Below are 25502 nucleotides of genomic sequence, written 5' to 3' on the forward strand. Positions count from 1 at the left end.
TGGCGACGTACGCGAGGCCGAGCGCCTCACAGCTGGTGCAAAATCACCGGGTCCTTGATCTTCTTGTCGGCCGCCAATAGCAGCGCCTTACTGATGATCTCGGCGAGCCGGCTGTCGCCTTCGAAGGGCAGGAACATCTCCGGCTCCTTCGCCTTCGCCGAGTCCGGGATAATGCACAGGTAGCGGCCGTCCGGGGCGATCAGGATGTTGCCCGTGCCGCAGTGGATGCGATACGTGTGCAGATCGCCGCGCACCTCAAGGAACTTGTCGGTGACGGTGCAGCGGTCGGCGATCGCCAGCCGGGGGATCAGCTCGGCCAGCACCTCCCGGCGCGTCTCGCCGCGCGGGGTGAGGTCACCGAAGCTGTTCCGCGCCCAGTAGTCGCGATACCGGCCCAGCGGGCCACCGTCGTACCAGTTCGGGTCGTTGCCCACCCCGGCGGCGGCCACGAACAGGTCGACGTCGCGCATCACCTCGCTCAGCACGACCGCCGGGACCTGCTCCAACGGCATTGGCGTGCCGTCCTCCCGGATGATCCGCAGCTGATCGGTCGCCATCGTGTCGAACATCAGGTCGTCGCCCCGATCCTCGATCCCGGCGATGCCCAGCTCGGCGCGCAGCTCCCAGTCGGGCAGGGCCAACCAGGGCATGTCGTAGGAGGCGCCGTCGTTGCGGTGTCGCACGTGCGACCAGCCGCGCCGGGACAGGAGCGCGTTGAGGCGGTGCTGGCGCACGATGTGCGCGGCGAACCGGTTGGAATACGTACCGGTGGTCCGCTCCGCGTCGGTCAGCAGGTACTGCTCCCGGTGTGCCTGCTTGAACGGCTGGGTGATCGCGTGCCGGGCCAGGAAGTCCCGCCAGGAACCGACCGCGGCCGAGTCGTCGACCGGGTGCCAGAGCCGGACCGTGGCGCCGTCGGCGGGCTCGAGCACCGCGTCCTCCACGGTCCGCAGGGCATCACCGCCCCAGCAGCAGGCGACGCCGTCGACGGTCCAGATCAGCCGCCGGGCCAGGGTCCCGGCCAATGGGTGATCCAGGAACCGCTCGCGCCACTGCTCGGCGGTCCACGTGCGGTCGCGCCGCAGCAGCCCTTCCAGGCGGTCACGGGTGCCGATCAGCGTGGCGCCGATGTCCGTGACGGTCGCCTTCAGCTCCTTCACCTCCTCGCCGTGGTCCTTGCGCACCTGCGCCGGAGGGGCCTTGACCACCTTGCCGTCCGCATTGCGCCACACCACTGCGGCGTCGGTGCCGCGAACCTCAACCTCGTACGAGCAGTCACCCAGCTTGTCAGCGAGCGGCAGCCCGAAGCCGGGCAGCGCCATCTCCTCGACGTCCTCACGGCCGATGCCGAGCGCCTCGGCGTGCTTGGTCAGGCCCTTTTCGACGATGCGCAGCGTGCTCTTGTAGGTCAGCCGCGACGCCAGCCGAGCCAGTTGCGCGAGGGCTGCGGGATGATCGGCGTCGATGAGCGCACCGACCGCGACGTTCGCCAGTTTCGGGCTCGCCGGACCATGCCCGGGTATCTTGCGGGCGGCCCGTTCCGCGATCTGGCCGAGGCTGCGCAGGGTGTCCTCCGACGGCGGGCAGATCGCCCGCATCCAGATCAGGCCCCACAGCAGCCCGACGTTGTGACGGTCGAGCATCCGCGGCGGTACGTCGGCGAAGTGACCCCTACAACACGTGGTCATGCGCAGTGGCAGGCTACGCGCCAGACCCACCAGCGGGAGCCAGTCATCGAGCCGGGCGGTGAACTCGTCGCCGCCGACCGCGTCGAGCAGGAGCCGGGCGCTCTTTTGCCAGGCGGCCGTCGGCCTCGCCTTCTCCGCGCCGAGCAGGCAGTGGGCGAGCAACGCGCGCCACGCGGACCGGCGTTCCTCGGGCATCGCCTCGATGTCCACGATGGCGCGGTCGGCCCACGGTTCACCGACGTTGGGAATGGGCCACAGCGTCTCGTCCGCGTCGCCCACGTCGCGAACGAAGTGCTCGATTCGCGTCCGACGCCAGGTTGCCAGCGCCGCCGGGTGCGTACGTCCGGCGAGGTACTCCGTCGCGATCGATTCCCAGGTCCACTTGAGGAGCCTGTAGCTCCAGTCGTTGAATCCCAGTCGGGCGTGACCGCCCAGCCGATCCAGCCATCCGGAACCGTCCAGCCCACCGGCCGAGAGCAGACAGCGGATCAGCGTGGTCCGCCCGTCACTGTCCTGCTCGGGCACCGTCAATGCGTCGAACAGTGTCTGCCGCACGTCCGCCGGCTGCGCGGCCAGGAGTTGCTCCGTCCGGGCCCACACCTCGCGGCAGGCGGCCCCCCACGGGTCGTCCTTCGTGATGTTGTGGCGGCGCGGCAGGCTTCCGATCACCGTCATCGCCGCGGCGACCCGCCGATCGTGATCCGCCTCGGCGTCCTCCAGCGCCGCCACGGCCGAGCCGAGCAGCTCGGCCTGTCGCGTGGCCTCCGGAAGGAGTTCGAGCTGCGCGGGAAGAAGACCGTACGGCCCGTCCGGGTCGTTCAGCGCGGCGAGCAGCACCCAACCCGCGTCGGCCGGCGCCCAGCCACACACCGTGGCCACCTGATTGACGAACTCCCGCTGATCACTTCGGTTGAGGGTGAAGCCGTCAAGCCGCTCGTACCACTCCTTGACGCGGTTGACCACCAGGCGCAGCGCCTGCTCCGGGTCATACGTGCCCATCAGCCACCCACCAGCGGGACGAGCTTGAGGAACGTGACCCGGGACCCCGCGTGCAGGTGGACCTTGTCGTCCAGGCTCGTCACCTGACGGTCGTCGACCAGCACCACGAAACCGTTGCGGCCGAACGCCTCGAGCGTCGCCCGGGTCCGCTTCTCCGGATCAACGCGTGCGCCGGACTCGGCGACCTCCAGAAACACCCGCCGGCGAATCAGCTCGTCGAGTCTTACCTCTTCCTCGAAGATCTCCATAGTCCACTCGGGCCCGCTCGGCGCTCCGGTCGCTTCATCGGCGATTGTGATCAGCGGCATGGCGGCGACGGTAGCGCAGACCCCAGACATGGCGTCTGGCGTGGAAGCGACCCGCACCGCGACCTGGAACGCCTGTCATTCGCGCGATCGCCAAAGCCCTCGACGGCCAGCGCGCACGCATGACCGCCTATGCAGCTCGCCGCGCTCCTAGCTCCCTCTCAGGGTGGAGTCGACTCGCGCCACCAGGGGAGGCGGCGGGTGTCGCGTGCCGGCAGCGTGGATCTCGACGGCGACGACCGGTCGCCACGAGGGAGGACCCATGAAGAAGACGTTTCGGGGACTGGGCGCGGCGGCGGTCGTGGTCGCCGTGGCGCTGGTCGCCGTGCCGGGCGCCAGCGCCACAGCGCACAAACCGAAGACGGCCGGCGCGGGAGGGGCAGGCGAGGTTCGCTTGACGTTCGCGCCCGACCGCGACGTACGCAGCTTCACCTTCGACGCGCACGCCACCCCGTACACCCGACCGATGCCCGGCGCCCCCCACGGCCTGCCCACCGACGCGACCGGCACGGTCCGCGTCGCCCACCGGCTCGCGGCGGACGGCGTCACCGTCCGCTTCGCGGCCCGCGTCGACTGCCTGGTCACTGCCGCACGGACCGCGACGCTCACCGCCGTGGTCACCGAGGCCGACCCGCTGGCGGCTGACCTGGTCGGTCGCCGGCTGGGATTCAGCGTGTACGACGGTCCGGGCGGTGACCGGGTCGGCTTCTCGTGGGCGGTGGTCAACGCCGACCAGGGGCCCGACGGCCAGTGGCGCGAGGGCACGGTCGGCACCTGCATGGCGCCGGCGCCCTTCGCCCCGGTCACCGCCGGCGACTACGTCGTGCGGCACGCCGAACTGGCACCACCCCCGACCGACGACTGAACCGCCAGCGGCCGCCGTGGGAGCCGGTGGAGCGGACGTTCTCGGATGAGGATCGCCGCCAGGTCTTGCGGGGGTTGGCCACAACGAGCCTGCGCGTCCTTACCAGGGGTAGGGACGCGCAGCTCTGTTCTGGGCCGTGCGGCCGTCCGCGGCGGGAAGTGTCGCCTTGAGGCGTACTCGGCGCCAGTCCGGCCGCGCCCGGAGGCCGCTGGCCTAGCTGCAGCGGTACCGGCCGCCCCGACGCCGTCAGGTCGCGGCGGAGCACCTCCGTCCCCTCGGCCGTGACCCGCCAAACCATGCTGCGCCAGGAACGACAGGACCCGCCACCGCCGCGGCGACAACCGCCGCACGGCCAGCTGGTCATCCATCTCCCGATGATCCCTCCGGACACCGGCAATTCGACACCCGGTTTTCCGAGCTGTCACGGAGCGTGGTCACTGGGCCGACCTGAAGACTGTGGCGTCGGGACGACCGCGACCGGAGACAACACCTTCGGCGGGTCGCTGGGCGAAGCGCCGGCAGGCCGTGCGAGCACTCGCGTGCTCAAATCGGGGTTTCGGGGCCAATTATGGAGATCACTGTTCAGTGAATCAGCCGAAGAGCTGAGGACATAAGAGGCGATGCAACCAAACCTGACCACCATTAGTTGATCTTCAGGAACCGGCTCGCGGCCCGGAACCGATCACCCAAAGGCGACTGACACGTGCCTCACCGGCTCGGCGAAACGCACCGCCGCGTTGGAGCGACCGTCACTGACAGCAACACTTCCGACCCCGAATCGTCGCAAGCCGGAGCTCCACCCGGGCCAGCACCGCTCGCCGCCGCCGTCAGGCCCGAGCGCGTGTCCATGACGCCACGTCCACCGACCGCCGGAACGGTCTCACTGCTCCCGACCACCCACTGAGCACCCTGCCTTCGCCACGGACACGAAAAGGGTCTGGCCAGGTGGAGAACCACCAGGCCAGAGCCTTGATTGCTGGTGCGCCGCCAGGGACTCGAACCCCGAACCCGCGGATTAAGAGGCAAATCCATAGTCACGGTCCGACGAGCGTGACCTCGGCCGTGGTGGGAGCCAGTGTCGGATGCGATCCGAGATCGCCTGCCTCGGTTGTTGTCAGCGTTGCTGTCGGGTTGACCCGGGCGGCGAGGGTTCCTCACCTGGGTGTTCCCGCTCGCGTATCGTGTCCCACGCCGCGACACCGGCCAGCACGGTGGCTGCGGTGCTGGTGGCGATCAGCGGCGGCAGGAGGACCATCACCGGCGCCAAAGCGGCAAGCGCGAGAAGTCCGATGGGCCGGGACGGGGACACCCGGGCGAACACCTCGTACTCGAGGCCGGACCGCCCGGCCAGGAACAGCGCGGGCCCACCCAGGATGACCGCTAGCCACAGCGGATCCTCGTTTCCGACCGGATGGTGGATGACCAGTGCGTGGCCGACGCCGGTGGCAAGGATGCCGGTCACGATGACCAGGTGGGTGTGGAACGCAGACCGACCGAGGCGGGCTGGGCGGGGGATGGCCTCGATGGCGGCGGGCAACACCGCCCCAGCGCGGTGAAAGTAGATTCGCCACATCAGCATCGTGGTGGCGAACGCCACGACGCTCGGCACCACCCGATCAGGGGTGAACTCGTCGGCGAACGTCAGTCCCGTGAGCAGGATCGTCTCGCCGAGCGCGATGACGATGAACTGCTGATAACGCTCGGCGATGTGCTCGCCGGCGAGCCTCCAGTCTTCGATACGGGTGCGGCCAAGTCGCGGAACGGGCCAGCCGAGGACGAGTCCCGTGTAGTCCAGCGCCAACGCCAGCGTCCACAGGACCCCGCGCGCGGGACTCTGCGCGAAGAGAACCGCCCCGGCGATCCAGGGTACGGCGGATACCGCCGCCCAGCAAAGTATCCGCGCGCAGCTGTGCCGTTCAAGGTCGTACCGGCCGAGCAGGAGGACGAGGGGCTTGCCGAGTTGGATGGCGACGTAGGTGACCGCGAAGACCACGCCTCGATCGCCGAACGCAAAGGGCAGCGTAACCGCCATGATCATGCTGCCGAACATGACCAAGACGAGTGCGAGCCGGATCGCCCGTTTTCGCGGATCGTAGGCACTGGTCAGGACCGCCGCGCGGACCCAGGTATACCAGAGGGCCAGCAGCAACAACGCCGTCTGACCGAGTTCTGGCAGAACGACCCGCCGCTGTGTGGTGAAGTCCAGGATCAGCCGCTCCGAGATCCCGGTGAGCGCGAAGACATAAACCAGGTCGAGTAGGAGTTCCCCCTCGCGGCCACGGAACAGACCGCGCAAGCCACCGACCGTCATCTTCCGCCCGTTTCCGTCCGCCTCGCGCCACTATTGACGCAGTCGTACCACGCCGGTCAGGGCCTCCGACACGGATAGCGGAACCCCAGGCGGCTGACTAATCCGCTGCTACACCCTCTCGGCGGGCCTCCGCCCGGCGCGCATGTCGCGCACAGCCAACGATCGACGACCCAGGTCACGCGAGTGAGGACTAGGCCTCAACCCAGTGAGCCTTTCCGCGTAACCGGTCGTGGCGTTGGGTGATCAGGTTGTGCGGTTGTGGTCGAAGCGCAGGAGTACGAAGGCTGCCGCGGTGATTCTGCCGATGCTCCAAGGGCACAAGCTGACGTTGCGCAATGCTTTGAAGGTGGTCTTGAGCGGGGCGTTTCCGCGTTCGCCGATGGCGCGGACACCGTTGTGGGCTCTGTTGAACTGCTGCTGCACGTCGGTGCAAGGCGCCGTTCTTCGGCTTCTTGAACGCGATCGTGATCGTGTCGGCTTCGCCTTCGTAGCCGAGGTCGCCGAGCACCCGCTGGTCGTCGTTGGTCCAGGTGGCCAGCAGCGGCAGGATGTCGTGTTCACGCAGGGCGGTCGTGTCGTTTCTCCGGCCGGGCCGTACCGGCGAGGTCCACAGCAGCCACCCGTCCGGAGCGGTCACGACCTGCACGTTGCCACCATGGTTGTCGTGCTTGCCGGACCACCACAGGTCCACCCCCGGTGTCGGCCCAGGTGTGTGCGGCACCGGTCAGTCTCGACCAGGGTCCCGTCGATGTTCACGTTGGCGTAGCCGGCCACTTTCGCCGCCAGCAGCACCGATTCCAGCCGCGGCGCGTGGGCGGCGAGGACCCGGATGCCCTCGTGCGGGTAGTCGTAGCCGATCGACGAGCTACCCGACGTACTCACACCGTTGCGCGGACAGGCTCACTGGCTACCTCCGGTCGATTAAGCGGTACCGGGCAGGCGGAGGAACGAACAAGCGACCAAGCAGTGGCGGCAATAGCGGCATGGTTTCTGGGTGGACCGGTCGACGGAAGACTGATGCCGGTGGAAGTCGCCGCCGACGTCAGCCTGCCAGCGGTGGTCAGAATGCCACAGACGGGCTGCTACGTCGGAGCGAGCGATGTCACGGCGCCCGCGGTTGAACACGTCTACGTCCTCGCTCACAGGATCGATGACACCCAGGTCTACCAGCATCTGCCGCCCACGCCGGAGGCGACGGACTAACAGCCACGGCCGCGAGCACGTGACGCCCAACGATGCAGCGTCGTCGCGCCAGGCCTCGCCCTGGCCCGCGCAATACGAGTTGGTCGCGGCCTAGCGGTGGTCGTGGTCCTGGTCTTCGCCGACCTGGCGATGTGGTCCGCCGACGTCCCTCGCCGTTCGTAGCTTTGGCTGCTCGGTTGGCTGCTTGGTCTTGCGCCCACTGGTGGCTGCAGTCCGTTCCGGTACGGCCTTTTGCAGGTCCTCCCAGCTACGTTTGCCGTAGCCATGCCGTGCTTTGCAACTGTGGTGAGATGGCTCCATGGTCACTCCTCGCGTCATCGCCACGGATCTCGACGGCACCCTCCTCCGCAGCGACTCGACGCTGTCTGACCGCACCCGCAAGGCACTGCGAATCACGCGAGCGGCTGGCGCGCGTGTGGTGGCGGCAACTGCCCGCCCGGCCCGCGTCATCGAGGATCTCTTCGGGTCCGAGAGTCTCATCGACATGGCAATCTGTGGTAACGGGGCGGTGCGGTACGAGGTCGGCAGCCACAAGGTTCTGATCACTCACCCGCTGCGTCAGGACGTGACGCAGCGGGTGGTGGCGGATGTCTCGCGTCTGGTGCCGGAGGCGGGATTTGCCGTGGAGACCGGTTACCAGGTGCTCTTCGAACCCGGCTACCGCTACCGCCCGACGCTGGACAACGAACGGGTGCCCGTAGCGGCGCTCTCGGAACTCGTTGCCGACCAGTTGGTCAAGATCATGGTCTGGCTACCCGATCAGGATCCCGATGCTGCCTGGACGCGGCTGCGTCCCAGTCTCGGTCAGTTCGTTGAATGCACATGGTCTGCCGAACGCGCGCCGCTGGAGATCGCCGCGCCAGGCGTATCCAAGGCCGCGGCCCTGGCCACGCTCTGCCAGGACTGGGAGGTCGATCCAGCTGAGGTGATCGCCTTCGGCGACGCTCCCAACGACCTACCCATGCTCGGATGGGCGGGCACCTCATATGCCGTCGCAAACGCACACGGCTCGGTGCTCGCGGCGACAGCCAACCACACAGCCGGCAATGACGAGGACGGCGTTGCCCAGGTCCTGGAGGATCTCTTTGCCTAGTGGCGGCTGTTCCCTCGGACACCGACACAAACGATCCGCCGCGTCGATGCCCGAGGGATCCTAGATCCTAGTGCCTCGTCTTTGAACGTTGATCGTGTAATCCGTCGGTTCTGAGGACGTGTCGGGCAGGCTGTCTCCCAACGATTCTTGGGAGGTGGTGGCCAGTGGGTAGACGCCCGGAGGTGTTCGTCCGGCAGGTTTCGATGGCCGAGGGGCAGCGGTTGCAGCGCATCGGTCGGACGGCGAAGGATCCGGTGAAGCTGCGACGGGCGATCGTGGTGCTGATGTCCGCCCAGGGGCAGCCGGCGCCGGACATCGCCCACCTGCTCAAGGTGACCGAGGACTACGTGCGGGACGTGATCCACGCGTTCAACGAGCGGGGGTTCGACGCGCTGGACCCAAAATGGAGCGGGGGCGCACCGAGACGGATCGATGAGCAGACCCGGGACTGGATCTGCGTCATCGCCCGGTGCGACCCCCGCTTCCTCGGCCGGCCGTTCTCCTGCTGGTCACTTGCCAAGCTGCGCGACTACCTGATCGACACCGGCCGCGTGAGCACGATCAGCGTGGAGACCGTCCGGCGGATCCTGCACGAGCGCGGGGTGTCCTGGCAGGCCACGAAGACGTGGAAGGCCAGCACCGACCCCGACTTCACTACGAAGATGCGCCGCGTGTTGGACCTCTACGACCATCCACCTGCCGACGGGCGCGTGATCTGCGTCGACGAGTTCGGGCCGTTGAACCTGCAACCCCGCCCCGGCCGGGCCTGGCGACCGCAGGGCGAGCCGGTGCGGCTGCGGGCCACCTACACCCGCGACCAAGGGGTCCGGCACATGATCGCCGCCCTGGACCTGGCCACCGGCCGGCTGCATTACCGCATCCGCGACCGCAAACGGTGGCGCGAGTTCCTCAGCTTCCTCAAGACCCTGCGCCGCCGCTGGCCCGACCAGACGCTGCACGTCATCCTGGACAACTTCTCCCCGCACAAGCACCCCGAGGTCCGCGCCTGGTGCGAAGCCAACCAGGTCGAGCTGGTGTTCCTGCCGACCTACGCGTCCTGGCTGAACTGGATCGAAGCCGAGTTCGCCGCCGTGCGGTACTTCGCGCTCAACGGCACCGACCACCGGACCCACGCCGAGCAGGACGCCGCCATCGGCGACTACATCCGATGGCGCAACCAGCACGCCCGACCAAAAACCGGATATGCCACCAACTCCAAGATCCGCCACCCGGATTACCCGTTCAAGGCTGCATGACGAGGCACTAGATCCTAGATCCTAGATCCTAGATCCTAGATCCTAAAGGGACGAAAGTCGGTGGGATAACCTTTCGCAATCTCACGGGCGCAGACCGTCCAAGCAATCAAACCCACCACGTGCTGTTGCCATCCCAATGCTCCTATGGATGTCAAGCTCCGTCGGCCGCCGTCTCGGTCTACCTTCACCCATGGCAAGCGGGCTCGCCTCACCGGTTCACCAACTACAGGTAAGCCTCGGTAATTTCGGCCGGCCAGTAGCCCATCCACCCATTGTGACCTGGGCAGACGTCGTCGCCCATGGTCGTCGTTCGTCACCGTTGGTTGACGGCCGACGGCTAGGCGGCGGCCTGGCGACGGCCTGGCTTCCCCGCCGGCTGCACCTCTCTCACAGGTCCCCGGGAACTCGGGGAGACCAAGTCGGCTTCGGCGCGCTCCGCCTTGCAGGACAGCGCAGACCACCGCGAACTCCTATGGTGGCACGTATGTTCGAGACAGCATTCGTCAATCTCTACACGCACGACATCGAAGCGGGGATCCGCTTCTACCGCGATCTGCTCGGGTTCACGGAGACGTTCCGGACTCCCACCGAGGGAGTCCCGGAGCACATCGAGCTTCGGCTCGGCGGATTCACCGTCGGACTCGGCACGGTCGAGGCTGCCAAGAGGGTCCACGGGGTGGAGGCGGAACCGGGCAGACCTGCCATGGTCCTGGTGGTGTGGACACGAGACGTCAACGCGGCCTTCGAGAAGCTGGTTGCCGCTGGCGTCCCTGCGATCCAACCGCCACATGATGCCGGCAACAACAACCGCAACGCCCTGCTGCGCGACCCGGACGGCAACCTTGTAGAGATCGTCTCCAAGGTCGGGTAACGCAGCCTCAGGCACCAGATGACGCCCGCGCCATCCCGATGCTCCTACGGAGGTCAAGTGGTCAGGTGTCGCCACGAACCGTTCAGCAGGTTCATGCGGTGCTGCGAGCGATGCTCAGTCAGGCCGTACGCGAGGAGTTGCTTGCCCGCAACGTCGCCCGGTTGGTGCAGGCGCCCACTCCTGATCGGGAGGAAATCCACCCCTGGACCGAGACCGAAGCCCGCGCCTTCCTGACGGCAGCAAGGGCACACCGGCTGCATGCCCTGTTCGTCGTCGCGTTGGCTCTTGGTCTGCGACGTGGTGAACTGCTCGGACTGCGGTGGTCGGATGTCGACCTGGACGCCGGACAGTTACGGGTGTGGCAGACATTGCAGCGGGTTCGCGGTGACGGTGTGGTGTTCGGCCCGCCCAAGTCGCGCCGCTCCCGGCGGGTGCTGACGATGCCGGCCGTCGTGCACCAGGCGCTCAAGCGACACCGCAACGCGCAGGAGCATGAGCGCAGACTCGCCAACGGGCAGTGGCAAGAGTCGGGGCTTGTCTTCACCACCGCCACCGGTCGCCACGTCGAACCACGCAACCTGAACACTGCCTTCGGCCGCTTGATCGCGCGAGCCGGTGTTCGGCCGATCCGGTTCCACGACATGCGGCACAACTGCGCGACCCTGCTGCTGGCCGCAGGCGTGTCGCCACGGGTGGTCATGGACATCCTCGGCCACTCGCAGATCGCGGTGACCATGAACATCTACGGACACGTCATGCCGGCGATGCAGCAGGAGGCCGCAAGCCACATGGATGCGGCGCTCAGCGAGCCGGAACCAGAGGCAGGTGATGACGCTGACGAGTGACACGGCTGCTGTCGCCGTTGCTAATGACTCACCCGGAAACGACATCTGGGCACCCACCCATGAGGGGGTGAATGCCCAGATGATTGCTGGTGCGCCGCCAGGGACTCGAACCCCGAACCCGCGGATTAAGAGTCCGCTGCTCTGCCAGTTGAGCTAGCGGCGCTCGTCGGCAACGGAGAGAAGATTAGCACCCCGCCGAACCGGGCTCCAATCCGGTTGCCCATGTCCCCCCTTCGGTCGAGCTTAGCCGGCAAAAGGCCCCAAACCGACCCGCGCGGCAGAGACGGGACCGTCGGCCAAGGCGGTGATACGGCACGATGTCCGCCAGGTACGCGAGAACAGAGGTGGGGATGGCACGGTTCACGCGAGCCGGGGCGGTGGTGGGCGCTCTGACCCTGGCGGCGTCGCTGGCACTGACCGGGTGCGGCGACGAGCAGAAGAAGCCGGAATTCGTGGGTGGGGTCGAGTCGAGCGCGAGCGCCGACCCCGGCACGGCCCAGCCAGCGGCGCCGGCTGCGCCGAGCGGCCCCCCGCTGGCGCTGAATCCGGCCGACGGCACGAAGAACAAGCCGGTGAGCACGGAGATCAGCGCGAAGCTCCCGGACGGCGGGAAGGTCTCCGCGGTCACCCTGACCGCTGCGGGTGGCGGCGCGGTGGAGGGCAAGTTGCGGACCGACGGCTCCTCCTGGGTGCCGTCCGCCCCACTGAAGTACAACACCCGCTACACGGCCACGGTCACCGCGTCCGCGCCCGACGGCACGAGCAGTCAGGGCACCAGCAACTTCACCACGATGGCCAAGCCGAAGTCGACCGTCGGGTCCGGCCTGTACCTCTTCGACGACAAGAGCTACGGGGTGGCCATGCCGGTGGTCACCGAGTTCCACCCGGGCATCCCGAAGAAGGACCGGGCGGCGGTGCAGAAGCGGATGTTCGTCCGCACCGACCCGCCGCAGCCGGGGGCCTGGCACTGGGTCGACAACGGCACGCAGGCCTACTACCGGGCGCCGGAGTACTGGCAGCCGGGCACCACCATCACCGTACGGATCGCGCTGGCCGGGGTGCCGCTCAGCAACGGCAGGTACGGCGACGTCGACCGCAAGGCCACCGCCAAGATCGGCCGGTCGTTCGTCATGAAGGTCGACAACGCCACCAAGAAGATGACGGTGTACGAGAACGGCGCGCTGATCCGCACCGTTCCGGTGAGTCTGGGCAAGAAGAGCACCCCGTCCTCCAGCGGCACCATGGTGGTGATGGAGAAGAAGGAGTCCACGGTCTTCGACACCCGCGACGATCCGGACCCGACCAACCGCTACGTCACCGAAATCGATTTCGCCCAGCGGCTCACCTGGGGTGGCGAGTACATCCACGCCGCGCCCTGGTCGGAGCACGTGCAGGGGCGGCAGAACGTGTCGCACGGCTGCGTGAACGTGTCGATGGCGAACGCCCGGTGGTTGTTCGAGAAGACGCGGATCGGTGACCCGATCACGGTGAAGGGCACCGAGCGCAAGCTCGCCGCCGGCAACGGTTGGACGGCATGGAGCCTGAGCTGGTCGCAGTTCGTCAAGGGCAGCGCGTTGCCGGTGCCCTCGGGCGGGTCCGGCCCGGCACTCTGAGCCATCCGGCGTCCCGCGCCGGCCCGTGCGATGAGGCGGGCCGGCGCGTACCCTTGCACTGCCCGCGACGCGACGGCGCCAGCGGCGACCCCTCAGTCCCGGTACGGAGACGAGTCAGGCTCACGAATCGCCGGATTTTAGCAAGATTCCGGCATCATCGTCGGCGTGTTCCGGTTCACCCTCGGCAACCGGAGCCGGTACTGGCGCGTCTGTAGGAGACGATGGGTCCGGGACCACGACTGTGAGGGAATCATGCGAGCTAGCCAGCACCAGCTGATCCGGCCCGGTGGGCGACGCCGCGTGTTCGCGGCAGGGCTTCTCGCCGTGGCGCTGGCCTTGACCTCCGCCTGCACCGATGGCAGCGGCGACAAGCCGTCCTCGTGGCAGGGTGGCGGCGAGAACCCAGCCCCGAAGGCGGCGGCGACCATCAGCGAACCGGCGACCGACGCCAAGGACGTTCCGGCCTCCACCGGCATCACCTTCAGCACGAAGGACGCCGTGGAGACCGCCGTCGAGCTCAAGGACGCGGCCGGCAAGGCGGTCGAGGGCACCCTCGCCGCGGACGGTAAGACCTGGCTTCCGGCCGGAGCGCTGGCGTACGGCACGAGCTACACGGCCACGGTGACCGCCACCGGCGACGACGGCCGTCCGGCGACCGCCACCAGCACCTTCACCACGATGGCCAAGCCGTCCAACCAGGTGCGGGTGAGCAGCTTCCTCGGCGACAACCAGGTGGTCGGGGTCGGGATGCCGCTGATCGTGAAGTTCAGTCGGGGCATCCCGGAGGACTACCGCGACGACGTGCAGCGCCGGATGACGGTGACCTCGACGCCGGCCCAGGAGGGCATCTGGCACTGGGTCAGCCCCACCGAGATCCGGTACCGGCCGAAGGAGTTCTGGAAGGCCGACAGCAAGGTCTCCTACCGGGTGCAGGCCGGCGGCCTGCCGCTGGGTGACAACTGGTACGGCCGGGCCGACCTCAGCGTGGACATCAAGATCGGCGCATCGGTGGTCATGACGGTCGACAACAAGACCAAGCGCATGACGGTGACCCGGAACGGCTCCGTGATCAAGACCATTCCGGTCAGCCTCGGCAAGAAGGCCACCCCGTCGTCCAGCGGGACCATGGTCGTGATCGAGAAGCTGCGCAAGACCGTCTTCGACACCATGGAGGAGTTGGGCCCCGAGGAGGGCTACCGCACCAAGATCGACTTTGCCCAGCGGCTCACCTGGGGCGGGGAGTTCATCCACGCGGCCCCCTGGTCCGAGGGACAGCAGGGCAGGGTGAACGTGTCGCACGGCTGCGTGAACGTGTCGATGGCCAACGGTGACTGGCTGTTCAAGAACACCCAGATCGGTGACCCGATCACGGTCAAGGGCACCGAGCGCAAGCTCCAGAACGGCAACGGCTGGACCGACTGGAACATGAGCTGGGACGAGTACGTCAAGGGCAGCGCCCTGCCGTACGAGCCGCAGGCCGATCCGGACACCTCGGCCACCCCGGGCGCCACGGACGGGAGCGCCCCCACCCCGACGCCGACCGCCTGAGCAGCCGAAACGACGAAAGCCCCCCTCGCAGGAGGGGGGCTTTCGTATGGGGTGACTGATGGGAATTGAACCCACGACAACCGGGACCACAACCCGGTGCTCTGCCAACTGAGCTACAGCCACCACGCCGCCGTCGCCCGGTAGATCGCCCCGGGCGGGGTGCGGACCAATAATAGCCACACCACGGCGGACCGCGTCCAGCGGGTTCCCGGCTCCCCCGACGGCACCGGCGACCACCGTGCCGGCCATGCACGGGGCCGAGCGCGCGGGTCAGAGCTCCGCGGCGATCCCCTTGGCGGTCTCCACGTCCGGGCCGGGCAGTGGCACGAAGATCGTCCGGCGGTAGTACTCCAACTCCCGGATGCTCTCCCGGATGTCGGCCAGCGCCCGGTGCGCCAGGCCCTTCTGCGGCTGGCCGAAGTACACCCGGGGGTACCAGCGGCGGCACAGCTCCTTGATCGACGAGACGTCGATCATGCGGTAGTGCAGGTGCGCGTCGAGGCGGGGCATGTCCCGGGCGATGAAGCCCCGGTCGGTGGCGATCGAGTTGCCGCACAGCGGCGCGGTACGCGGATCCTTGACGAAGCTGCTGACGTACTCCAGCACCTGGTCCTCGGCCTCGGCCAGGGTCACCGGCGAGCGGCGCACCTCCTCGGTGAGGCCGGACTTGGCGTGCATGGTCCGGACGATCTCCGGCATCGCGTCCAGCGCGGCCTCATCGGCGTGGATCACCACGTCGACGCCGTCACCCAGCACGTTGAGGTCGGGATCGGTGACCAGTGCCGCGACCTCGATCAGCTTGTCGCTGCCAAGGTCCAACCCGGTCATTTCACAGTCGATCCAGACGAGGAGATCAGCCACCGGGACAGCCTACGCGCAGCCCACGACCCGCAGCTGCGCGCTCTCGGCGGAGCAGCCCGCTAGGGTTTCGGAGTGCCAGCCGAACCCGTCGCACCGCCAGCCGTCACCGACGACGATCCCGGCGGCCGTACGGTCCGTCGGTTGGTCACGGTGGTGGCCCTGATCGCCGTGCTGCCGGCGCTCTACCTGCCCGGCCTGGTGCACAACTTCTTCGACCTGAAGATCTACATGTCCGCGATGGACTGGTGGACGGCGGGCAACCCGCTCTACGACTACGTCCAGCCGGATCGGGTGCAGGGTGAGCTGTACTTCACCTACCCGCCGTTCAGTGCGTTGCTGCTCTGGCCGTTCGGCCTGATCCGGCTCGGCGCCACCGTGGCGATCTTCACGGTCCTCACCGTGCTGGCCGTGGTGGTGACCACCCGGTGGCTGGTGCTGCCGGTGATCGCCCGGCACAACCTGCCGCGGGCGTTCACCCTGACCGTCGCGGTGCTGCTGGTGCTGGCGGTGGAGAGCACCCGCGAGACGATCACCTTCGGGCAGATCAACATGCTGCTGGTCGTGCTGATCCTGGCCGACCTGCTGTTCGCCGTGCCGCAGGCGCGGCGCTGGGCCGGGGTCGGCGTCGGTCTGGCGACGGCACTCAAGCTCTTCCCCGGCATCTTCATCGTGTACCTGCTGGCCACCCGCAGGTGGCGGGCCGCGGCGGTGGCGAGCGCGACCGCTGCGGCGGCGACCCTGTTCGCGGCGGCCATCGCGCCCCGCGACTCGTGGCGGTTCTGGACCCACGAGTTGTGGGCCACCGAGCGGGTGGGCCGCACCGACTACACCGGCAACCAGTCCCTGTTCGGCCTGCTCAGCCGGTTCAGCGCACCGGAGAAGCCGAACCAGCTGCTGTGGCTGGCGGTGGTCGCCGTGGTGGCCGTCTACGGGCTGTGGCGGGCCGTCCGCGCCGCCCGGGCCGGCGACGCGTTGACCGGCCTGACCCTGACCGGCTTGGTCGGCGCCATGGTCAGCCCGATCACCTGGACCCACCACATCTACTGGTTCGTCCCGGCGGTGGTGCTGCTCGCGGACGCGGCCCTGAGCGCCGACCGTCCGGACGAGGTGCGCCGGCGACGGTGGCTGGCCGGGCTCGCGGTGGGCATCACCGCCCTGATCATCTACGGCGTGGTGTCGTTCCACGACTGGGGTGTGGCCCCGGTCCGCACCGACGACCCGGTGGATTTCGTGCTGCGCAACGGCTATGTGCTGCTCAGCCTGCTGCTGCTGGTGACCCTGCCGGTCCGGTCGGGCCGCGCGGTGGAAAAGTCGCACCAAATGGACAGAACTCCCCAGTAGCCGCTATCGGCGCTAATCTGGTCTCACCTACCTCAAGCGTCGCTCGGGTAGCACCGATCCCCCGGTGAAGGTGGCCCTCCGCGTCGGCAGCGCGGAGGGCCACTCGCCGTTCCGTCCACCGCCACCGGCCGAGCCGTCGCCGCCTCCGGAGCGGTTGGCGGCCAGGCCAGGCTCAAGGTCACCTCCGGCGGTCGGGCCGGCGTGTCCAGGTCGGCGAGGGTGGCCGGTCGGGCCGGTGCGGTGCCGATCGCCGACCGGGGCCGCTCACCCGCGCCGGAGCCGACCGGGGTGAGCTGCCGCCCGGCCGGCAGCGGCCGCGCCGCCGGGGTGTCCCCGGCGGGTGGGGCGCCCAGGCCGCTTAACGAGCTGACCCCGAGCCGGCCGGCGAGCACCGGCACCTGGTCCGGCTCGACCACGAAGACCACCTCACGTGGGCGCAGCGGTCGCAGCAGGAGCAGCACCGCGCACACCACCAGCAGCACCCCCGCGGCCAGCAGCCCCCAGGTGGCCGGAGAGGTCCAGCCCGCCTGCAACTCGGCGCGCAGATCCAGGGCCAGGTCGCCACCGCCGTCCGGGCGCATCACCACCAGGCTCATCGGCTCGCCGGCCAGATCGTCCGCGCTCCACTCCAGCGAGCCGATTCCCTCGCGTACCCAGAACGGGCGACCCAGTGGGGTGAGCGATCCGGCGGCGGCCGGAGCACCGACGGCCGGGCCGGCCGGGTCCGTGCGTACCGGCAACGGACCCCGGGCCAGCGCCACCCGGCGGACCGAGGCGTGCGGGACCGGCTCCAGCCAGCGGCGTACCTCGGCGGTGGGCGCCAGGCCGACGAAGGCCGGGCCGTCCGGTGTGCGGGCGTCCAACCGCAGCCGGGCCTGCGCGGTACGGGCGAACGGCACCTCCTGCCGCAGCAGTCGGTCGAGGTCGGTGACCACGACCGCGTGGCCGGGTGTGCGGACCGTCTCGAACCGGGCGGCGAAGGTCCCCCCGGGGTCGGCGTGCCGGGTCACCAGCCAGAGCGCGCCACCGGCGAGCAGCGCCGGAATCCCGATGACCAACAGCAACACTCCGGCGATCGCCCGCACGAACCGCATCCGCTCCGTCTCCCTCCGTAGCCAGGTACCCGGCAGACCTTACCGACGTACGCCGGCTGATCAGGGGATATCCACGGCACGGCCGGTTCCGGTCCCGGAAAGCACGCTGGCCCGCCGGATCGCTCCGGCGGGCCAGCGGGTGCGGCGGGGTCAGGACTTGGCGACCGGCTCCCGGCGCGTCCGGGCGAACGCCAGCCCGCCCAGCACCAGACCGGCCAGGCCGGCGACGAGACCGGCGGCGCCGAGGCCCACCGCGGCCCCCTCGCCCTCGTCGTCATCGTCGTCGTCGGTCGCGGCGACGCCCGCTGCGGCGGGCGCGGCCGCCGCCGACGGCGACGCGGCGGTGAGGGTGAGCACCGGGGCGGGGTGCTCCGGCTCCTCCGCCCCCGGCGTCGGCTCCTCGATCCAGCGCGAGACATTGCCGTCCGAGTAGGTCTGCACGGTCTTGAAGACCATCGTGTTGACCTGCGGCAGCGGCCCCATCGAGACCGGGAACTCCTGGAACTGGCCCGGCTTCACACCCGCGTCGCCGGTGGCCGTCCAGGTCAGCTTGGCCACCGCCTCGGTGATCGGGCTGCCGTGCACCTCGATCGGCGGGTCCACCTTGCGCTTCTCCACGGCGACCGTCCACCCGGGCACCGGCATGGTCGACACCGAGCCGACCGGGGCGTTCTCCGGCAGCACCACCTCCACCTTGGTGGTCGACGCGGTGTCGCTCTCGTTGGGCACCCGGAACGCCACCCGCGCGTAGCCGCCCTGGGTCGCCTCCTTCGGGTTCACCGTGACGTGGGCGGACGCCGGGCCGGCGAAGCCGAGGACGGCGGTGGCGACGGCGGTGAACGCCAGGGCGGTGGCGGCGGTTGCGGTACGCCGGAGACGGGTCATGGGATTCGAGAGCCTCTCTAACGGATGGGCACGGTGGCGGTCACCGTGGCCTGGTCGATGTCGGACGTACGCACGGTGACCCGCAGTTGCCAGTCACCAGCGGCCGGCAGGCTGACGTCGCCGTAGGCGTGGTTGTCCGTCAGCGGCAGCAACGGGATCTCGATCGGCTCGATCCCGGCCGAGGGCAGCGCGGCGGTCGCCCGCCACTCCGCCACTGGCTGTGGCCGGTTGTCCTTGGTGTACGCGTACAGGTGCAGCGAGTTGTTGCCCCGCTCGGCCGGGTCCAGCTCGACCTGCAGGGAGAAGAGCGGGCTGGACAGGGTGGTGGAGAAGAGACCGGCCTGGGTACCGGACGGCTCGGACACGGCGGTCCGGGCCGGCGTGGTCTGCACCAACGTCGCGGACAGCCCCAGCACCACCACAGTGACGGCCAGTTCCACCCAGACCGCCCGGCGTACCGGCACCGGCCGCTGCGCCGCGGTGCGTCGGCGCACCAACTGCCGGGAGTACGCGGCCACGGCGATCACCAGCGCGAACAGCCCGACCTTCGCCAGCAGCAGCCGCCCGTAGGTGGTGCCGAACAGGGCGTCGAGGGTGGCCACCTCGATCAACGCCTGGACGATGCCGGCCAACAGCAGCGCCGAGACGGCGAGCGCCGCCCAGCGCGACCAGATCGGCAGGATCGCGCCCAACTCGCGCTCGTCGGCCTGGCGCAGCAGGAAGCCGCCGAGCATCAGCAGGCCGCCCAGCCAGACCGCCATGCTGCCCAGGTGGACCGCGTCGACCACCACGGAGACCGCCGGCGCGGGGGACGCCGCCGGGTGCCCGGCCAGCGGCCAGGTCAGCAGGGCGGCCCCGCCGAGCACCGCCAGGATGATCGCGTCAGTGCGGCCGGACGGCCGGGCCAGCAGCGGCCGGAGCAGGAACGCCGAGGCCGCCAGCAGGCCGAGCCGGACCAGGTGGGCGGCACCGAAGGCGCTGCCGAACACGCTGCCGAACCCCTCGCTGGTCACGTCGAAGAGGCCGCCTCCGGCGGTGTAGGGCACCTGGAGCCACAGGTCGGCGAGGGTGGCGACGGCCACCAGGCCGAGGCCGGTCCAGGCCAGCCGGGCCGGGCCCCGCCGGGACAGCCGTCGTGGCCACAGCGCGGCGAGCACCAGCGCCGGCCCGACCAGCAGCACCAGGCCGGCATAGCCGAGGAAACGGGCCACCTTCACCCCGGCGCCCACCACCGGGTCGGCCCGGCTGTCGTCGCCGGAGTCGACCGGAGGCGTCGAGGGCGCGCCCACCGAGTACGTGAACGCGCCGGAGACCGGGTGGCTGTCGGCGGAGATCACCCGGAAGCTCACCAGGTAGGTGCCGCGCTCACCGGCCGGGTCCACCGGGATGGTCACCGTGGCGCCGTCGAAGCTCGGCTCACCCCGATCGGCCCGGGAGCCGTCCGGCGCGATGACGCGGATCTTGCCGGGAACCTTGCGCACCGACTCGCTGAACGTGAGGACCACCTCGGCCGGCCCGCTCGGCACCACGGCCGAGGCGGCCGGGCTGGTGCTCTGCAGCACCGCGTGGGCGCTGGCGGGGGTGGCCGGGGTGATCAGGAGGACGACGACAGTGACCAGAAGGCCGGCGGTGGCGGCCAACCGGGCGAGCCAGCGGCGGGGGGCGACAGTCATGTTGGCCATGCTCGCCGACCGGAGTGGATCTCGGCGACCCGAGTCGGGTGAGTCATTCACCCGCGCCCTGCCGCCAACGCCGGCGCGAGCGGCCGGTCCGCCCCGCTGGTGCGGCCCAGCGCCCACAGCAACCCCGCCTGCACCACGGCGGCCAGGTGGCCGGCCTCGTGCACCAGCGCGGTAGTCGAGTTGGCGATGTCCACCACGCTGGTGCCGGCCAGGCAGACCGCCAGCACCAGGGCCACCGGCAGGAACGCCCGGGCCCGCTCGGGCCGCCAGGCGGCCAGCGCGAAGCCCACCGCCAGCGCCACGTCGAACGAGGCCATCTCCCGGCTGGCGTGCGGGTCCACCGACACGCCCAGCCCCGCGAGCAGGATCGGCAGCGCGATCGCCAACTGGGCCACCGCGGCCACCGCCACCGCGATCCGCAGCACCTGCCGGCGGGCCCGCCGGACCGCGGCCGGGCTGCGGTGCGCGGAATCGGCGGCAACCGCCGCCAGCACCGCGGCGGTGAGGTCGGGCACCTCCACCGGCTGCACCCGGACCAGCCGGGTCACCTGCTCGGCGCGAGCCAGCCAGTCGCGGCAGCCGACGCAGGTGGCGGTGTGCGCGTCCAGCACCGCCGACGACGTCTGCGGGTCCTCCCCGTCCAGCCGCGCCGACAGCGCCGCGCGTACGTGGTCGCAAGTCATGACGGGGTAGTCGGCCCACGGTGAGGAAAAGTTCCCGACGTGGCGCAGACCATCCAGGGTCGAAGGGCCCTGTCGCCACGCCGCGCGCCGCGTAACCTGGGTTGTCGTGATCCCCGTCCCGCGTGACACCGGTGCCGCCGGTCCGGCTGACCCGGCCGGTGGCGTCGCCCGGGACCCGGCCACCGAGTGGGCGTTGACCGCGCGCGACGGCGACCCGACCGCCCAGGCCGCGTTCGTCCGGCTGACCCAGGTCGAGGTCTGGCGCTTCGCCGCCGCCCTGGTGGACCCGGACAGCGCCGACGATCTGACCCAGGAGACGTACCTGCGGGCGTTCCGGGCACTGCCCGCGTTCGAGGGTCGCTCCAGCGTCCGCACCTGGCTGCTCGGCATCGCCCGGCGGGCCTGCGCCGACCACCTGCGCACCGTGGTCCGCCGTCGGCGACTCGACGAACGGCTGGCGGCCAACGCGTACACCGACCGACCGCACCCGGACCCGGCCGGTCAGCTCGGCGCCAGCGACCTGGTCCGCCGGTTGAGCCCTGAGCGGCGCGCCGCGTTCGTGCTCACCCAACTGCTCGGCCTGTCGTACGCCGAGGCCGCCGCCGTCGAAGGGGTGCCGGTGGGCACCATCCGCTCCCGGGTCGCCCGGGCCCGCGACGAGCTGGTCGAGGCGGTCGGCGACGCCCTGACCGGCTGAGGAAGACGGGACGACAATTGACATCCTCCACCGCTTTGAAGGGCGGGGATTCCCTCGGTCGCCCGAGGGGGTTCCTGTTTCACCGGGCCGCGCCTTCGCCGCTTTCGCGGGTCGGGTCTCACCGTCCCTCCACAGGCGTTTTACCTCTCCGCCAGCCCGGCGGCGAGAATGTTCTTCGCGGCGTTGACGTCCCGGTCGTGCACAGCGCCACAGCCGGGGCACGTCCAGGCGCGAACGCCGAGAGCCATGGCCGTGTTGATCCGCCCGCACGCCGAACAGGTCTTCGTGCTCGGATACCAGCGGTCAACGGCGATAACGGTCCGCCCGTACCAGGCGGCCTTGTACTCGATCATGCTGCGCAGTTGTGTCCACGCCGCGTCGGAGATGGCGCGGGCCAGGCTGTGGTTGCGCAGCATGGTGCGCACACTGAGATCTTCGATCACGACCGTTTGGTTCTCGCGGACGAGTCGAGTCGACAGCTTGTGCAGGTGGTCCCGCCGCCGATCGGCGATGCGGGCGTAAATCCGGGCCACCGCGAGGCGGGCTTTCGCCCGGTTGGCGGAGTCCTTGGCCTTGCGAGACAGGTTGCGTTGCGCCTTCGCGAGCTTGCGGCGGTCAGCGCGCTCGTGGCGCGGGTTGGTGACCTTCTCCCCGGTGGAGAGGGTGACCAGGCTGGTGATGCCCGCATCAACGCCCACCGCCGTGCTGAGCGGGGGAAGCGGCTTAACGGTGGAGTCCTCGACCAGCAGGGACACGAACCACCGGCCGGACGCGTCGCGGGACACTGTGACCGTGGACGGCTCGGCGCCGTCGGGCAGGGGCCGGGACCACACGATGGTCAGCGGGGCGTCCATCTTGGCGAGGGTGAGCTGTCCGTCGCGCCAGCGGAATGCCGAGCGGGTGTACTCCGCCGACGCCCGAGACTTGCGCTTGGACTTGAAACGCGGGTAGCGCGACCGCTTGCCCCAGAACGCGGCGAAGCCGGCTTGCAGGTGCCGCAGCGCCTGCTGCAAGGGCACGGAACTGACCTCATTGAGGAACGCCAACTCCTCGCAGCGCTTCCACTGCGTCAGCCACGCCGACGACTGCACGTAGGTGCTGCGCTGCCGGTCAACCGCCCACGCGCGCGTGCGCGCATCCAGCGCGAGGTTGTAGACCTTTCGCACACACCCGAAGGTGCGATTCAACTGCTCAGCCTGCAGCGGGGTCGGATAGAAGCGGTACTTGTACGCCCGCTTCACCACCTCACCCATACCTCACATCCTAGCAGTGGATCATGTAAGACGACTATCGAGGGGAGGGAGCGACGTTTCCTCCTCCGCCTGAAGGCGGAGGTATCCACGCCGCGATCCTGATGACCGTGACAGCACCTCCCACCCGGGCCGCCCGCTGGTCCACCATCCGGCCCTGGCTCGGCACCGCCGCCCGACTTGGCCTCGCCGCCGTCTGGCTGGTCGCCGGCGCGTCGAAGGTCGGCGACCTGGCCGCCTCCGGCCGGGCCGTCAACGCCTACCAGGTGATGCCGTACGACGTGGCGACCGTGGTCGGTGCCGCGCTGCCCTTCGTCGAGCTGGCGCTGGGCGTGCTCCTGCTGCTCGGGCTGGCCACCCGGCTCAGCGCGGTGGTCTCCGCCGTACTGCTGGTGGTCTTCATCGCCGGGATCGCGTCGGCCTGGGCGCGTGGCCTGGCCATCGACTGCGGTTGCTTCGGCAGCGGCGGGCAGCTCGCCGAGGGGCAGGCACCGAGTTACCTCCCGGAGATCCTGCGCGACCTGGGATTCTTGGTGCTGGCCGGTTTTCTCCTGATCTGGCCGCGTACGCCCGTCTCGGTGGACGGGTGGCTGTCCGGTGAACCCGCCTTGGAGGACGAGGATGAGTAGTCGCAAGGGGCAGCGTGACGCGGCCCGGGTGGTCCGCCAGCAACTGGCCCGCGAACGGCGCCGCCGGCGCACGCTCTGGGTCTCCGCCGCCGCCGTCGCCGTGCTGGTCATCGCCGGCGTGATCGGCTGGAGCGTCTGGTCCAGCCAGCGCTCGGACGACTTCACCACCCCGCCCGGCGCCAACGCGGACGGCACCGGCATCGTCACCGGCGGCGGGCCGGTCACCGTCGACATCTTCGAGGACTTCCTCTGCCCGGCCTGCAAGCAGTTCGAGCAGACCAGCGGGGCGACCCTGGAGCAGTTGGTGGCCGAGAACAAGGCGACGGTGGTCTACCACCCGGTGGCGTACCTCAACCGCTTCTCCACCACCGAGTACTCCACCCGCTCCTCGGCCGCCTCCGGCTGCGCCGCGGCCGGGGGCAAGTTCCGCGAGTACGCCAAGGCGCTCTTCGACAAGCAGCCGCCGGAGGGCAGCGCCGGGCTCAGCGACGACGAGTTGATCGACATCGGCACCGGCGTGGGGCTCGACCGGGGCTCGTTCGCCGGCTGCGTCAAGGACAACACGTACCGGACGTGGACCGAGCACGTCACCGACGAGGCCAGCCGGGACGACGTCACCGGCACGCCGACCATCCTGGTCAACGGTCAGCCGCTCGCCGACCGCAGCCCGCAGGGCCTCACCGCAGCCGTGGCGGCGGCCGGCTAGTGATCCGTACCCTGCTGGCCCGTGCCGGCCTGGTCGCCACCGCCGCCTGCGCGGCCACCCTGCTCACCGCGGCACCGGCCGCCGCGCACGGCGCGGACGCCCCGGACGGCACCGACTACCGGACCCGGACCACCGGCGTCGCCCCCGCCCGACCCGGGCTGGAGGTACGGGTGATCGAGGCGGGCGCCCGAGTGGAGCTGACCAACCGCACCGGCCGCCCGATCGAGGTGATCGGCTATTCCGGCGAGCCGTACCTGCGGATCGGCCCGGACGGGGTGTTCGAGAACAGCCGGTCCCCCGCCACGTACCTGAACCGCACGATCGGCGGGGACACCACGCTGCCCGCCGAGGCGGACCCGGCGGCAGCGCCGTCCTGGCAGCGGATCGCCGACGGGACCACGGCCCGCTGGCACGACCAGCGCGCGCTGTGGCAGGAGTCGGCACCGCCGGACGCCGTCCGCGCCGCGCCGGATCGTGAGCACCGGGTCCGGGACTGGACGATCCCGCTGCGCGACGGAGGCGACCCGGCGCAGATCCGCGGCACGCTGGACTGGGTGCCGCCGCCGGACGCGTACACCTGGTGGGCGGTGACCATCGTCGGGGTGCTCGCGGTGGGTGCGCTCGGCCTGCTCGCCGCCGCCGCGCCGGCCGGCGCACGGGCGCTGTCCGCGCTGGGCGCGCTGCTCATCGCTGGCGGCGCGGTCGCCGTGCTGTACCCGGTGGGCCGGGAACTGGACGCCGGCGCCCAGGGCGTGGGCGGGGTCCTGGTCGGGTTGCTGTCCGGGCAGGTCTGGTCGCTGCTCACCGGCCTCGGCGCGATCGCCGCCGGTTGCTACGCGCTGGCCCGGCGCCCCGCCGCCGACTTCGCGGTGGCGCTGGCCGGGGCCTGTCTGGCGCTCTTCGCCGGGGTGGCCAACGCCGCGGTGTTCGCCCGTTCCATCGCCCCGGTCCCCTGGCCGGCCGAGTACGCCCGGATCATGGTCACGCTGGTGCTGATCACCGGCGCCGGCGCGACCGCCGCAGGCATCCTCCGCCTACGCGCCGCCTCCCGAACCCCCGCCCCCGCCCAGACCTGAC

General features: G+C 70.1%; 22 protein-coding genes, 2 tRNA genes and 1 pseudogene. 13 read left to right on the forward strand and 12 right to left on the reverse strand.

All coding sequences use genetic code 11. From position 1 onward, the window contains the following. Positions 1-26 precede the first annotated feature (26 nt). Complete coding sequence (locus OG990_RS23325; protein ID WP_406077141.1) at positions 27-2687, reverse strand: DUF4132 domain-containing protein; 2661 nt, start codon at positions 2685-2687, stop codon at positions 27-29. Beyond that, positions 2687-2995 carry a hypothetical protein gene (locus tag OG990_RS23330; RefSeq protein WP_406077142.1) on the reverse strand — a complete coding sequence of 103 codons (309 nt, stop codon included), beginning with the start codon at positions 2993-2995 and terminating at the stop codon, positions 2687-2689. Before OG990_RS23330 ends, OG990_RS23325 begins: the two co-directional genes overlap by 1 nt. A gap of 259 nt (positions 2996-3254) precedes the next feature. On the opposite strand from OG990_RS23330, the gene OG990_RS23335 reads away from it, so the two are divergent. Further along, entirely contained in the window at positions 3255-3857 is a 603-nt protein-coding gene (locus OG990_RS23335) for a hypothetical protein (RefSeq protein ID WP_406077143.1), read from the forward strand. A 1114-nt stretch (positions 3858-4971) separates the two neighbouring features. Here the strand turns inward: OG990_RS23335 and OG990_RS23340 are convergent. Both OG990_RS23340 and OG990_RS23345 read right to left on the reverse strand, forming a co-directional pair. Then, entirely contained in the window at positions 4972-6168 is a 1197-nt protein-coding gene (locus OG990_RS23340; protein WP_406077144.1) for a low temperature requirement protein A, read from the reverse strand. A gap of 243 nt (positions 6169-6411) precedes the next feature. Then, positions 6412-7029: pseudogene (locus OG990_RS23345) on the reverse strand (transposase family protein); the annotation flags it as partial. 156 nt (positions 7030-7185) lie between these two features. On the opposite strand from OG990_RS23345, the gene OG990_RS23350 reads away from it, so the two are divergent. The 5 genes from OG990_RS23350 to OG990_RS23370 all read left to right on the forward strand — a co-directional run bounded on the left by OG990_RS23350 (position 7186) and on the right by OG990_RS23370 (position 11436). Beyond that, the gene (locus tag OG990_RS23350) at positions 7186-7371 is read left to right on the forward strand and encodes a hypothetical protein (RefSeq protein ID WP_406077145.1); all 186 of its coding nucleotides are present in this window, start codon (positions 7186-7188) and stop codon (positions 7369-7371) included. Positions 7372-7669: 298 nt separating this feature from the next. After that, positions 7670-8464 (forward strand): HAD family hydrolase, encoded by a 795-nt coding sequence (locus OG990_RS23355; protein ID WP_406077146.1) that lies wholly within the window; start codon positions 7670-7672, stop codon positions 8462-8464. Between the two features lie 164 nt (positions 8465-8628). Next, on the forward strand, positions 8629-9720 hold the full coding sequence (locus OG990_RS23360; protein WP_406077147.1) for an IS630 family transposase: 1092 nt from the start codon (positions 8629-8631) through the stop codon (positions 9718-9720). A gap of 484 nt (positions 9721-10204) precedes the next feature. Then, positions 10205-10591 carry a VOC family protein gene (locus OG990_RS23365; RefSeq protein WP_328424207.1) on the forward strand — a complete coding sequence of 129 codons (387 nt, stop codon included), beginning with the start codon at positions 10205-10207 and terminating at the stop codon, positions 10589-10591. Between the two features lie 98 nt (positions 10592-10689). After that, entirely contained in the window at positions 10690-11436 is a 747-nt protein-coding gene (locus OG990_RS23370) for a site-specific integrase (RefSeq protein ID WP_406077148.1), read from the forward strand. A gap of 87 nt (positions 11437-11523) precedes the next feature. On the opposite strand, the gene OG990_RS23375 is transcribed toward OG990_RS23370, so the two are convergent. After that, positions 11524-11599: transfer RNA gene (locus OG990_RS23375), tRNA-Lys, on the reverse strand. 187 nt (positions 11600-11786) lie between these two features. Between OG990_RS23375 and OG990_RS23380 the strand changes: the two genes are divergently transcribed. Next, complete coding sequence (locus OG990_RS23380) at positions 11787-13049, forward strand: Ig-like domain-containing protein (protein ID WP_406077149.1); 1263 nt, start codon at positions 11787-11789, stop codon at positions 13047-13049. A gap of 252 nt (positions 13050-13301) precedes the next feature. Continuing rightward, entirely contained in the window at positions 13302-14597 is a 1296-nt protein-coding gene (locus OG990_RS23385) for an Ig-like domain-containing protein (RefSeq protein WP_406077150.1), read from the forward strand. 47 nt (positions 14598-14644) lie between these two features. Here OG990_RS23385 and OG990_RS23390 read toward each other — a convergent pair. Then, a tRNA-His gene (locus OG990_RS23390) sits at positions 14645-14720 on the reverse strand. A gap of 147 nt (positions 14721-14867) precedes the next feature. Next, positions 14868-15458, reverse strand: a complete 591-nt coding sequence (gene orn, locus OG990_RS23395) for an oligoribonuclease (RefSeq protein WP_406077151.1) — start codon at positions 15456-15458, stop codon at positions 14868-14870. 72 nt (positions 15459-15530) lie between these two features. Here orn and OG990_RS23400 point away from each other — a divergent pair, with 72 nt between their 5' ends. Then, the gene (locus OG990_RS23400; RefSeq protein WP_406077152.1) at positions 15531-16799 is read left to right on the forward strand and encodes a glycosyltransferase 87 family protein; all 1269 of its coding nucleotides are present in this window, start codon (positions 15531-15533) and stop codon (positions 16797-16799) included. A gap of 32 nt (positions 16800-16831) precedes the next feature. Here OG990_RS23400 and OG990_RS23405 read toward each other — a convergent pair whose 3' ends face one another. From OG990_RS23405 to OG990_RS23420, 4 genes are all read right to left on the reverse strand, one after another. After that, on the reverse strand, positions 16832-17893 hold the full coding sequence (locus tag OG990_RS23405) for a hypothetical protein (protein ID WP_406077153.1): 1062 nt from the start codon (positions 17891-17893) through the stop codon (positions 16832-16834). Between the two features lie 150 nt (positions 17894-18043). Then, positions 18044-18778, reverse strand: coding sequence for a YcnI family protein (locus tag OG990_RS23410; protein WP_406077154.1), 735 nt, complete (start codon positions 18776-18778; stop codon positions 18044-18046). A 17-nt stretch (positions 18779-18795) separates the two neighbouring features. Beyond that, positions 18796-20460 carry a copper resistance protein CopC gene (locus OG990_RS23415; protein ID WP_328424194.1) on the reverse strand — a complete coding sequence of 555 codons (1665 nt, stop codon included), beginning with the start codon at positions 20458-20460 and terminating at the stop codon, positions 18796-18798. 47 nt (positions 20461-20507) lie between these two features. Then, entirely contained in the window at positions 20508-21143 is a 636-nt protein-coding gene (locus OG990_RS23420; protein ID WP_406077155.1) for a zf-HC2 domain-containing protein, read from the reverse strand. A 106-nt stretch (positions 21144-21249) separates the two neighbouring features. On the opposite strand from OG990_RS23420, the gene OG990_RS23425 reads away from it, so the two are divergent. Beyond that, on the forward strand, positions 21250-21840 hold the full coding sequence (locus OG990_RS23425) for a sigma-70 family RNA polymerase sigma factor (protein WP_386992910.1): 591 nt from the start codon (positions 21250-21252) through the stop codon (positions 21838-21840). Positions 21841-21980: 140 nt separating this feature from the next. Here the strand turns inward: OG990_RS23425 and OG990_RS23430 are convergent, their stop codons facing one another. Further along, the gene (locus tag OG990_RS23430) at positions 21981-23093 is read right to left on the reverse strand and encodes an RNA-guided endonuclease InsQ/TnpB family protein (RefSeq protein WP_406077156.1); all 1113 of its coding nucleotides are present in this window, start codon (positions 23091-23093) and stop codon (positions 21981-21983) included. Between the two features lie 101 nt (positions 23094-23194). Between OG990_RS23430 and OG990_RS23435 the strand changes: the two genes are divergently transcribed. The 3 genes from OG990_RS23435 to OG990_RS23445 are packed head-to-tail and all read left to right on the forward strand — an operon-like array spanning position 23195 to position 25501. Beyond that, on the forward strand, positions 23195-23719 hold the full coding sequence (locus OG990_RS23435; RefSeq protein WP_328424187.1) for a MauE/DoxX family redox-associated membrane protein: 525 nt from the start codon (positions 23195-23197) through the stop codon (positions 23717-23719). Then, complete coding sequence (locus OG990_RS23440; protein ID WP_406077157.1) at positions 23712-24425, forward strand: DsbA family protein; 714 nt, start codon at positions 23712-23714, stop codon at positions 24423-24425. Before OG990_RS23435 ends, OG990_RS23440 begins: the two co-directional genes overlap by 8 nt. Further along, positions 24425-25501: a hypothetical protein gene (locus OG990_RS23445; RefSeq protein WP_406077158.1), complete on the forward strand. Its 1077-nt coding sequence runs from the start codon at positions 24425-24427 to the stop codon at positions 25499-25501. Before OG990_RS23440 ends, OG990_RS23445 begins: the two co-directional genes overlap by 1 nt. Position 25502: the final 1 nt, after the last annotated feature.

Origin of the sequence: Micromonospora sp. NBC_00858 (assembly GCF_045207365.1) — a bacterium.
GTDB lineage: Bacteria > Actinomycetota > Actinomycetes > Mycobacteriales > Micromonosporaceae > Micromonospora.

Coding starts and splice junctions, on each gene's coding strand:
- OG990_RS23435 (WP_328424187.1), top strand. CDS start 23,195: ATGACCGTGACAGCACCTCCCACCCGGGCCGCCCGCTGGTCCACCATC.
- OG990_RS23330 (WP_406077142.1), bottom strand. CDS start 2,995: ATGCCGCTGATCACAATCGCCGATGAAGCGACCGGAGCGCCGAGCGGG.
- OG990_RS23365 (WP_328424207.1), top strand. CDS start 10,205: ATGTTCGAGACAGCATTCGTCAATCTCTACACGCACGACATCGAAGCG.
- OG990_RS23340 (WP_406077144.1), bottom strand. CDS start 6,168: ATGACGGTCGGTGGCTTGCGCGGTCTGTTCCGTGGCCGCGAGGGGGAA.
- OG990_RS23355 (WP_406077146.1), top strand. CDS start 7,670: ATGGTCACTCCTCGCGTCATCGCCACGGATCTCGACGGCACCCTCCTC.
- OG990_RS23415 (WP_328424194.1), bottom strand. CDS start 20,460: ATGGCCAACATGACTGTCGCCCCCCGCCGCTGGCTCGCCCGGTTGGCC.
- OG990_RS23430 (WP_406077156.1), bottom strand. CDS start 23,093: ATGGGTGAGGTGGTGAAGCGGGCGTACAAGTACCGCTTCTATCCGACC.
- OG990_RS23385 (WP_406077150.1), top strand. CDS start 13,302: ATGCGAGCTAGCCAGCACCAGCTGATCCGGCCCGGTGGGCGACGCCGC.
- OG990_RS23350 (WP_406077145.1), top strand. CDS start 7,186: ATGCCGGTGGAAGTCGCCGCCGACGTCAGCCTGCCAGCGGTGGTCAGA.
- OG990_RS23325 (WP_406077141.1), bottom strand. CDS start 2,687: ATGGGCACGTATGACCCGGAGCAGGCGCTGCGCCTGGTGGTCAACCGC.
- OG990_RS23410 (WP_406077154.1), bottom strand. CDS start 18,778: ATGACCCGTCTCCGGCGTACCGCAACCGCCGCCACCGCCCTGGCGTTC.
- OG990_RS23380 (WP_406077149.1), top strand. CDS start 11,787: ATGGCACGGTTCACGCGAGCCGGGGCGGTGGTGGGCGCTCTGACCCTG.
- OG990_RS23335 (WP_406077143.1), top strand. CDS start 3,255: ATGAAGAAGACGTTTCGGGGACTGGGCGCGGCGGCGGTCGTGGTCGCC.
- OG990_RS23405 (WP_406077153.1), bottom strand. CDS start 17,893: ATGCGGTTCGTGCGGGCGATCGCCGGAGTGTTGCTGTTGGTCATCGGG.
- OG990_RS23420 (WP_406077155.1), bottom strand. CDS start 21,143: ATGACTTGCGACCACGTACGCGCGGCGCTGTCGGCGCGGCTGGACGGG.
- OG990_RS23440 (WP_406077157.1), top strand. CDS start 23,712: ATGAGTAGTCGCAAGGGGCAGCGTGACGCGGCCCGGGTGGTCCGCCAG.